8 protein-coding genes and 3 pseudogenes are annotated in these 8,642 nt (G+C 34.6%); 8 read left to right on the forward strand and 3 right to left on the reverse strand.

Translation table 11 applies throughout. From position 1 onward, the window contains the following. Window positions 1-35: 35 nt before the first annotated feature. From IHO13_RS03180 to ccmE, 8 genes are read left to right on the forward strand one after another with little or no spacing between them, the layout of a single operon-like run. Complete coding sequence (locus IHO13_RS03180; RefSeq protein WP_225538246.1) at window positions 36-623, forward strand: NADH-quinone oxidoreductase subunit J; 588 nt, start codon at window positions 36-38, stop codon at window positions 621-623. Beyond that, entirely contained in the window at window positions 614-922 is a 309-nt protein-coding gene (gene nuoK, locus IHO13_RS03185) for an NADH-quinone oxidoreductase subunit NuoK (RefSeq protein ID WP_225538247.1), read from the forward strand. The genes IHO13_RS03180 and nuoK overlap by 10 nt, the downstream gene beginning before the upstream one ends. 4 nt (window positions 923-926) lie before the next feature. Beyond that, the gene (gene nuoL, locus IHO13_RS03190; protein WP_225538248.1) at window positions 927-2,798 is read left to right on the forward strand and encodes an NADH-quinone oxidoreductase subunit L; all 1,872 of its coding nucleotides are present in this window, start codon (window positions 927-929) and stop codon (window positions 2,796-2,798) included. After that, entirely contained in the window at window positions 2,785-4,227 is a 1,443-nt protein-coding gene (locus IHO13_RS03195; protein WP_225538252.1) for a complex I subunit 4 family protein, read from the forward strand. Before nuoL ends, IHO13_RS03195 begins: the two co-directional genes overlap by 14 nt. Continuing rightward, window positions 4,224-5,618, forward strand: a complete 1,395-nt coding sequence (locus IHO13_RS03200) for an NADH-quinone oxidoreductase subunit N (RefSeq protein WP_225538249.1) — start codon at window positions 4,224-4,226, stop codon at window positions 5,616-5,618. The genes IHO13_RS03195 and IHO13_RS03200 overlap by 4 nt, the downstream gene beginning before the upstream one ends. Window position 5,619: 1 nt before the next feature. Further along, the gene (locus IHO13_RS03205) at window positions 5,620-6,411 is read left to right on the forward strand and encodes a biotin--[acetyl-CoA-carboxylase] ligase (RefSeq protein ID WP_225538250.1); all 792 of its coding nucleotides are present in this window, start codon (window positions 5,620-5,622) and stop codon (window positions 6,409-6,411) included. Next, window positions 6,408-6,545: a CcmD-like small membrane protein gene (locus tag IHO13_RS06020; protein ID WP_458695361.1), complete on the forward strand. Its 138-nt coding sequence runs from the start codon at window positions 6,408-6,410 to the stop codon at window positions 6,543-6,545. Before IHO13_RS03205 ends, IHO13_RS06020 begins: the two co-directional genes overlap by 4 nt. Further along, window positions 6,529-6,927, forward strand: coding sequence for a cytochrome c maturation protein CcmE (gene ccmE, locus IHO13_RS03210; RefSeq protein ID WP_225538251.1), 399 nt, complete (start codon window positions 6,529-6,531; stop codon window positions 6,925-6,927). The genes IHO13_RS06020 and ccmE overlap by 17 nt, the downstream gene beginning before the upstream one ends. Before the next feature lie 8 nt (window positions 6,928-6,935). Here the strand turns inward: ccmE and IHO13_RS03215 are convergent. From IHO13_RS03215 to IHO13_RS05975, 3 pseudogenes are all read right to left on the reverse strand, one after another. Continuing rightward, window positions 6,936-7,642 (reverse strand): annotated as a pseudogene (locus tag IHO13_RS03215) (ABC transporter ATP-binding protein). Then, window positions 7,635-8,041, reverse strand: a pseudogene (locus IHO13_RS05970) (MlaE family ABC transporter permease). Before IHO13_RS05970 ends, IHO13_RS03215 begins: the two co-directional pseudogenes overlap by 8 nt. Continuing rightward, a pseudogene (locus tag IHO13_RS05975) lies at window positions 8,002-8,361 on the reverse strand (MlaE family ABC transporter permease). Before IHO13_RS05975 ends, IHO13_RS05970 begins: the two co-directional pseudogenes overlap by 40 nt. Window positions 8,362-8,642 lie beyond the last annotated feature (281 nt).

An 8,642-nucleotide genomic window follows, 5' to 3' on the forward strand; every position in this document is an offset into this window, starting at 1 on the left:
TTTAAATTAGTAACTGTTGTTGCAGTTAAATATTAATGACTTTTTTCTTTTATTTTTTTGCAATTCTTAGCATTTTATCCGCTGTTTGTGTGATCAGCACAAGGAATCCCGTGCATGCAGTACTATTTTTAATTTTCACTTTTGTTAACTCTTCAGCTCTTTTTATCCTCCTTGGAGCTGAGTTTATTGCTATGATGGTGCTGATAGTATATATCGGGGCAGTTGCAGTGTTGTTCCTTTTTGTAGTTATGATGCTCGATATTGACTACATAAGATTGCATCAGGGTTTTACAAAGCATTTAACTGTTGGTTCTATATTATGTGTTGTGTTTTTTCTCATTATTGGTTTCGTAATCCGCAGCTCAGCACTGAATATAAGCAATGTTATAAACTATAATACCAATAATGTGAAAGCCATCGGTAATTTGCTCTATACTGATTATATGTACGCTTTTCACCTTTCTGGCATTTTACTACTTGTTGCAATTGTGGGCGCAATTGCTCTTACTTTGCAGGATAAGAAAAAAGGAATCAAAAGACAGAATGTATTAAAACAATTGACACAATCTTCATCTGTAAAGTTGGTTAAGGCTAAATTTGGAAAAGGAGTAGAATGGAAATAGGATTAAATCATTTCTTGGTAATTGCAGCTATTTTATTCGCTATTGGAGTGTGTGGTATTTTCATCAACCGTAAAAGCATAATCAACATATTATTGTCAGTAGAGGTATTATTGCTAGCAATTAATATCAATTTAGTTGCTTTTTCTGCTTTTACAAATGATATAGTTGGGCAAATTTTTGTCATGTTTGTGTTGACTGTTGCCGCAGCAGAGTCAGGAATAGGACTTGCAATATTGGTTGTATATTATAGAAGCCGTGGCAATATAGATGTTGAGCGAGCGAACTTAATGAAAGAGTGAAGGTATGACTGATATACTAAAATTAATAGTGTTTTTGCCACTTTTTAGTTCATTATTTGCAGCGCTTTTTAGAAGGGATATTTTTAGTCAGTTAATAACAACTGCAGGAATTGGAATATCTGCTGTTTTATCTTGGTACGTTTTTTTCACCTTTCCTCAAAATTATCACTTGAGTTTATTCCCCTTGTTTTCGTTGAGCGCCCTAAAGGTAAATTGGGCGATTAGTATGGATGCTCTCTCATCTTTGATGTTGATTGTAATTACCACCGTTTCGCTGGTAGTTCATCTCTATTCTATTGGTTATATGAAACATGATAAGGGAAAGTCTAGGTTCTTTTCTTATTTATCGCTGTTTACGTTTTGTATGATTGTGCTGGTCGTGAGTGACAATTTTGTGCAGCTTTTATTTGGCTGGGAAGGAGTTGGCTTGTGCTCTTATTTACTCATAGGATTTTGGTTTCAGAAATACTCTGCAAATAATGCAGCATTTAAAGCATTTGTTGTAAATAGAGTAGGGGACTTTGCGCTATTAATCGGGATTGTTCTTATTTATTACACATTTCATTCTTTGAAATTTGCTGAAATTTTTGACACAGCTGATCTTTTTGCTGCACAGAACATTAGGGCATTCTGTTGTGAGTTCAGAGTGGTTCATATAATATGCATATTACTTTTTATTGGCTGTATGGGAAAGTCTGCTCAGCTTGGCCTACATGTTTGGTTGCCAGATGCAATGGAAGGACCAACCCCTGTTTCTGCACTCATTCATGCAGCAACTATGGTAACGGCAGGTATATTTTTGGTAGCAAAATGTTCTCCGTTGTTTGAGATGTCAAATGTAGCACAAGAATTGATAGTGATTGTTGGTGCGCTTACTGCCTTTTTTGCAGCTACAGTTGCGATTACTCAGAACGATATAAAGAAAATAATTGCTTATTCAACTTGCAGCCAACTTGGTTATATGTTCATGGCATGCGGCCTTTCTGCTTACAATGTCGCCATTTTTCATTTAATGACACACGCCTTTTTCAAGGCCTTATTATTTCTCGGTGCAGGTAATGTGATTCATGCAATGCATCATGAGCAAAACATCCAGAAAATGGGAAACTGCTGGAAAAAAATTCCTTGCACTTACGCTCTCATGTGGATTGGGTCTCTTGCACTCTCTGGGGTATTTCCATTTGCAGGTTTTTATTCAAAGGATCTAATAATTAAGCATGCTTATGGTACTGATAGTTTTGCTTTCGTAATGAGCTTGGTTGTTGCATTCTTTACAGCATTTTATTCTTGGAGGTTATTGCTTCTTGTATTTCATAGCCAAAAACAAAGTAAAATTAATATATATGAAGCACCGAAAATTATGTTTACACCGCTACTAATACTTGCTCTTGGATCGGTATTTTCCGGAATATGGGGAGCAAATGTTTTGAATATAACTAGTAATGCATTTTGGAAATTAAGTTTAGTAGTTGTTAGTGAGTATGAAGTCCATAATTTCTTTATAAAGTTACTACCAACTCTAGTGAGTCTAAGTGGAATAGCGCTTGCGTACTTGATTTACTGCTATCAAAAATTTCAGCAGATTAAAAGTAAATTTTTACTTAAATTTTTGCAAAATAAATGGTACTTTAATGAGATATATGATTTTATCATAATTGCACCGATGAAGTTCATATCTAGATTTCTATGGAAGTTTGATGTTAAAGTCCTTGATTCATTTGGACCAAATGGTGCGGTAAGCTTGGTTAATGAATGTTCGAAAAGTTCTATAAAGTTACAGACAGGTTACATATTTGATTATGCGTTTGTTATGTTTGTTACTTTAATAATCAGTGCTTTGTATATTATTGGAATTAAAGAAAGTGTTGTTACTTAGTATATTCTTGCTTCCACTAATAGGAGCGCTGATTTTATCTCTAATCAAGATCAATCATAAATCCATATACCTAAGATTCCTTTCTCTATTTTTTGCTGTACTGCCATTTTTACTTAGCATTATAGCTTGTATAGGATTTGATTATAGTAATGCGGACTTCCAGCTCGTTAGCTACCCAATTAGAAACGCAGGGATGGGGGTGGATGGTATATCGCTACTTTTTCTTCTACTCACAACTTTCTTATTTGTTATTTGTATACTCTACAATTGCAAAATGAGTTATACGACTCTCAAGCCGTATATGGCATTATTTTTACTGCTTGAAAGTTTTGTGGTCGGTTTCTTTATTTCACTAAATGCCATAAGCTTTTATGTATTCTTCGAAGCTGTTCTAGTACCAATGTTCTTTATCATTGGCATTTGGGGAGGAAAACAAAGGGTGTATGCGGCATTTAAGTTGTTTCTCTATACACTTGCTGGTTCGCTGTTGTTTTTGCTTGGATTAGTGTATATGTATAATGTCTTTGAAACATTCGATATACAAAAATTAGCCACGTTAATGCCAAGTCTCGATCTTGGGGTGCAATCATTGTTGTGGATTGCATTTTTTGTCTCCTTTGCAATAAAAGTTCCGATGTTTCCGTTCCACACTTGGCTTCCTGATGCGCATGTGCAATCCCCAACTTCTGGATCGGTAATTTTAGCTGGCCTGCTTATTAAAATGGGAGGATATGGATTTTTAAGGTTCTCTATTCCGATGCTTCCTCAGGCAAGCTTCTATTTTTCAAATTTCATTGTTGTGTTAAGCGCAATTGCAGTAATATATGCTTCACTAGTTGCATTTGCTCAGGACAATATAAAGAAGCTAATAGCTTATTCCTCAATAGCACACATGGGAATCGTAACTGCTGGTCTCTTTTCATTTTACGAGGAGGGGGTACTTGGTGCTGTGTTTCAAATGATTAGTCATGGCCTTATTTCTGCTGCTTTATTTTTGTGTATTGGGGTGCTATATACTCGAACTGGAACTTTGGAGATTGCAAAGTATTTCGGCATAGTAAACACAATGCCAAAATTTGGTTTTATGTTTATTTTATTTTCAATGGCCTCGATTGGACTGCCTGGAATGTCTGGGTTTATAGGTGAGTTTTTGGCTATGGTTGGGGTGTTTAAGAGCATAGGGCTTTTTACAGGGTTTGTTGCACTTGGCACTATTTTGAGTGCAGTTTATATGCTGAATCTATGTAAGCAAACAATGTGGGGAGTCAGCTATTCTAAATTATTGAATAATCATCTAGATGGCATAGAATTTTCTGTCTTAATTCTGCTTGCAGTGCTTGTTATTTTGCTTGGATTTTACCCAACTCTTGCACTAAATTATTTGAAGCCATGTATGGCAAATTTATTAGTCAAGTACAATGTTCTATGAGCTATATACAGATATTGCCAGAAACGTTCTCTATTGTTTCCTCATTAGTATTGCTGCTGCTTGGGATCGTGTTCAACCGCCGCATCATTAACTTGCTAGCACTAGGTTGCACAGCGATTACCTTGATTGTTTTAGTTCTCTTAATAGAAAATAATGAAGTTTTTTTTTTCAATTCATTGTTAAAACTTAACTTATACATCAGGTCGGCTCAAGGATTGATCCTTACCGTAGGAGTTTTAGTACTCTTGCTGCTGAATTTATCAAAATATGACTATAAATATGAATTTTCAATACTGATTCTTTTTGCGCTGTTTGGCATGATGACTCTGGTTTCAGCAAATAATTTAATTTCTTTTTATTTAGCTTTTGAATTGATGAGTATACCTCTATATGCTCTTGCAAGCTTTAATAAAGATTCAGTTTATTCATGCGAAGCAGGAGTGAAATATTTTATGCTCAGTGCGTTATCTTCCTGCATCATGTTGTACGGAATGTCGCTACTTTATGGATATACAGGACAAACCGATTTTTCTCAGTTAAATTCATTTGCACAAAACCATCAGGTAACCTATGGAATAGTTTTTGGGTTGATCTTTATCCTTATTGGTTTGTGTTTCAAGCTTGCTGTTGTTCCTTTTCATATGTGGGCTCCAGATGTCTATCAAGGTGCATCTACCATAGTGGCTGCGTTTTTTTCTACTGCTCCAAAAGCTGCACTTGTAACATTTTTAATTAGACTGATAAATGAGGAATTAGTAAATGTTAAAAATTATGTTCAACCTGTTCTTTTATATGTTTCGGCATTATCTGTGCTTATCTCAGCTTTTGGGGCTTTACGACAAAAAAACCTAAAAAGGCTGCTTGCTTACAGTTCAATAGGTCATGTTGGCTTCATATTTGCTTCGCTTTCTATTTTTACGCGGATGGGAACAGATAGCTCCTTGACGTATTTGATGACATATATCGTTACAAGCATAGGATTGTTCTCATATTTTATACAAATTGACGATGACGATTGCAATATTGCAAATTTATCTGGTATAGGGAAAAAACACCCGGTTTTAGCATTTCATCTTTCTATACTATTGCTTTCTATGGCAGGAGTACCGCCACTTGCAGGGTTTTTTGCTAAGCTATTTATATTTAAAGGTCTAATAAGCTCAGGCTTTATCAGCCTATCTTTGATCCTTGTAGTAGCAAGTGTTATATCATGTTACTACTACCTAAATATCATAAAAGCTATGTATTTTGATAAGGCTAGTGGTAATAAAATTACTTACCTTAAGGGGCTATTCATTATCACTTCAGTGGCTTCCTTAATCAACATTGTTCTTTTTATATATGTAGAGGATTTATACTCTCTAATTCATTTAGTAACCAAAGGGTTATAAAGTGATTCCTGAAATATTCGAGGGCTTTCATATTCATCATTATAAAGAAGTCTCTAGTACTAATAGAGAAGCGTTGGACTTAATTGATAAAGAGATATCAAATGAAACCGTTATTATTGCCAATAAGCAAACAGATGGTAGAGGGCGTACCGGAAAAAGCTGGGTTTCTCCAAAAGGCAATTTTTGTGCAAGTTTAATTACAGATCTCTTACATAATCGTTCTGGTATCATTCCAACACTGGATTCCAGAGTCACGTGCTGGGATGATAGAAAAAATCTAAGTGAGTTAACAGAATTGATTTTTGTTACTGCTGTTGCTGTTGGCAATACATTATCATTATTTATAGGTGATAGTAACATTCAGTATAAATGGCCAAATGACATTTTGGTAGACGGTAAGAAAATAAGTGGAATATTGCTTAAAAAAAAATCTAATTCAAATTGGTTAGTTATAGGAATTGGAATTAATATTGATCATGCACCACTTTCAGAAGCAACATGCATTAGCAGCTACAGCAAGTCTGTGTCTAACACAGATCTATTAAAAGAATTAATAATAAACTTCAATAAACTAAGAGAACAGTTGATATTTGACGGGTTCTATGCTATAAGAGAAATGTGGCTGAAAAAAGCGTTCAAAATGAATGAACAAGTCAGCGTAAAGTTAGCTGGCAAATTGCACGAAGGGATTTTTATTGATATAGATAAAAGTGGTAGATTGGTATTGCAGCAAAAAGATGGAAGTTTAATTTATTCTAACACAGGTGAGTTATTTGTTGATAGTGCATTATGAATACATATGTAATTTTTGCCTACCTTGTTGGCTTTGCATTGGTTGCTGGAGAACTGATTTTTACTATTTCTTGCTATATCAAAAGCAAAAGAATTTTAGAAAGCCTTAAAAACAATAATGAAGAAGAAACATAAGCGATTACTTGTAGTTTCAGGAGTTTTCTTCTTTTTAAATTGTGCAGTCTTTTTTATTTTAACAACGCTCAAAGAAAATATCTCATTTTTTTATACAGTAAGTAAGGCGGTAGTTTTGCCAAACAATCAAAAGCCAATCCGTATCGGTGGAATGGTTGTTGAGGACAGTGTAATACGCAATGAAAGTGAAGTGGTTTTTCAAATGACAGATTTTAATAAGAGTGTTGTGGTAAAATATCAGGGAATACTTCCACCAATGTTTTCAGAAAAAAGTGGTGTTGTTGTGCAAGGTAAAATGCTTGATGATGGAGCCTTTTTGGCAGACACAGTGCTTGCAAAACATGATGAGAATTATATGTCTCGAAAGCAAGTAATAAAATAGAGAATTTTTTATTTCGTACGTACATAGCGAATAAATTTTCTCACATATTCATTTTTAGTATTTTTTATTTCTTGAACAGCTCCATGGAAGATGATGCTTCCCTCATATAATACTGCTATCTTATCAGCTATCTTAAATGCACTATGAATATCATGTGTGATTGTGATAATTATAGGCTGGGTCCTTAGACAGCTTTATTATTATCTCGTTTACTGTGTACCTGACATAATTGGGTCTGGTCCTGAAGTTAGCTCGCCAATACAATAATCTCTGGGTTGTGTGCAATTGCTCTTGCAAGTGCTACTTTTTTTCATTCCACCTGATAGCTCTATCGGAAACATATCTGCTATGTTTTTCTCCAACCCGACATCATTTAACTTTTCAATTGCTAATTGCTTTGCCTCCTTTTTGTTGATATTGAAGCGTTTCGTGTAATTAAAAGATATATTTTCCCAGACTGTAACATAGTTGAATAAGGCGGAATTCTGAAATAAAACTCTAAATTTATTTTTGCTTTTGCTATTTATTTTAATAGACCCTGAGTCCGGTGTCAGCAAGCTAATGATTGTTTTTGTTAATACAGACTTGTCACTCCCTGAGCCACCGAGCATGACTAGTGATTCTCCTTTGAATATATTAAAACTATGTTGTTTAATATCGTTTTATCATCAAAAGATAGGTTTAAGTTCGGTATTGATATTATGGAACTATGCATGCATCAAAGTAATCATGTAGTTTGCTAGAATAATCAGTATGGATGATAAAACAACAGTTGATGTTGTAACAATGCTGACTTCTCGAGCATCTTTTCTGCAGTGGTAACCGTAACAACAGCTTGAGACAGAAATTATGATGCCAAAGCAATTGCTTTCACTAGCCCAGTGATAAAATCATTCATATTGAAGAATTGAGCTGTGTATTTTATGTATATACTTACATTGTGGTTAAATTCAAAAACTGCAGTGATGTATCCCCCGAATATTCCTATTAGATCTGCACATACTGTAAGTATAGGGAATACTATAACTGACGCTAAAATCCTTGGTGTAATTAAATATTTGAAAGGGTTGATGTTCAAAAGGTTGTAAGTGCATCTATTTGTTTGGTGATGCACATAGTGCTAATTTCTGCCGCAATTGATGATCCAATTTTTCCTACCGTTATTAAGCTGACAAAAACTGGCTATAACTCTTTAATGATGGTGACCGTGACAAGCTTGGGTATTATTGCTCTTGACTAATCAATGGACCACTCAAGCTTGCTTTGCAAGACTATCACTGCTCCTATAAAAGCCCCTATAAGTCCAACAATTGGCAAGGAAAGAAAGCCTATCTCTATAATTTGTCTTGCTATATTGTTTAAATAGTATGGCGGTGTAAAGCAGTGATATAGAGATTGAATAAAAAATATAAATGCACTATCAAGCCTCAACAAGAGGTTGATAAAGCACCTACCGATTATTCTGATAATTTATATCAAAAGAGTTCGCTTTGCATTTGTCTCAGTTAAAAACCGGTTTTACTGAAAACTTCTATTAACTTCATCGTAGAGTATAGCCAAGATATGTCCTAAGTTCAATATACCTTAGACTTCTCGCATAACAAACTTCTAGCAGCGCATTTGATAAAACAAAAAACTTACTTGATAAACTCTTTTAACCCCCTTATCATGATAATAAAGCTATTTATTTAACTTCTCAACCTGTGCAGGTTAAA

Source organism: Wolbachia endosymbiont of Mansonella perstans, assembly GCF_020278605.1.
Classification (GTDB): domain Bacteria; phylum Pseudomonadota; class Alphaproteobacteria; order Rickettsiales; family Anaplasmataceae; genus Wolbachia.

Bases quoted from the DNA above. Each gene is read 5' to 3' on its own strand.
- IHO13_RS03180 (WP_225538246.1), top strand. From the start codon at position 36: ATGACTTTTTTCTTTTATTTTTTTGCAATTCTTAGCATTTTATCCGCT.
- nuoK (WP_225538247.1), top strand. From the start codon at position 614: ATGGAAATAGGATTAAATCATTTCTTGGTAATTGCAGCTATTTTATTC.
- nuoL (WP_225538248.1), top strand. From the start codon at position 927: ATGACTGATATACTAAAATTAATAGTGTTTTTGCCACTTTTTAGTTCA.
- IHO13_RS03200 (WP_225538249.1), top strand. From the start codon at position 4,224: ATGAGCTATATACAGATATTGCCAGAAACGTTCTCTATTGTTTCCTCA.
- IHO13_RS06020 (WP_458695361.1), top strand. From the start codon at position 6,408: ATGAATACATATGTAATTTTTGCCTACCTTGTTGGCTTTGCATTGGTT.
- ccmE (WP_225538251.1), top strand. From the start codon at position 6,529: ATGAAGAAGAAACATAAGCGATTACTTGTAGTTTCAGGAGTTTTCTTC.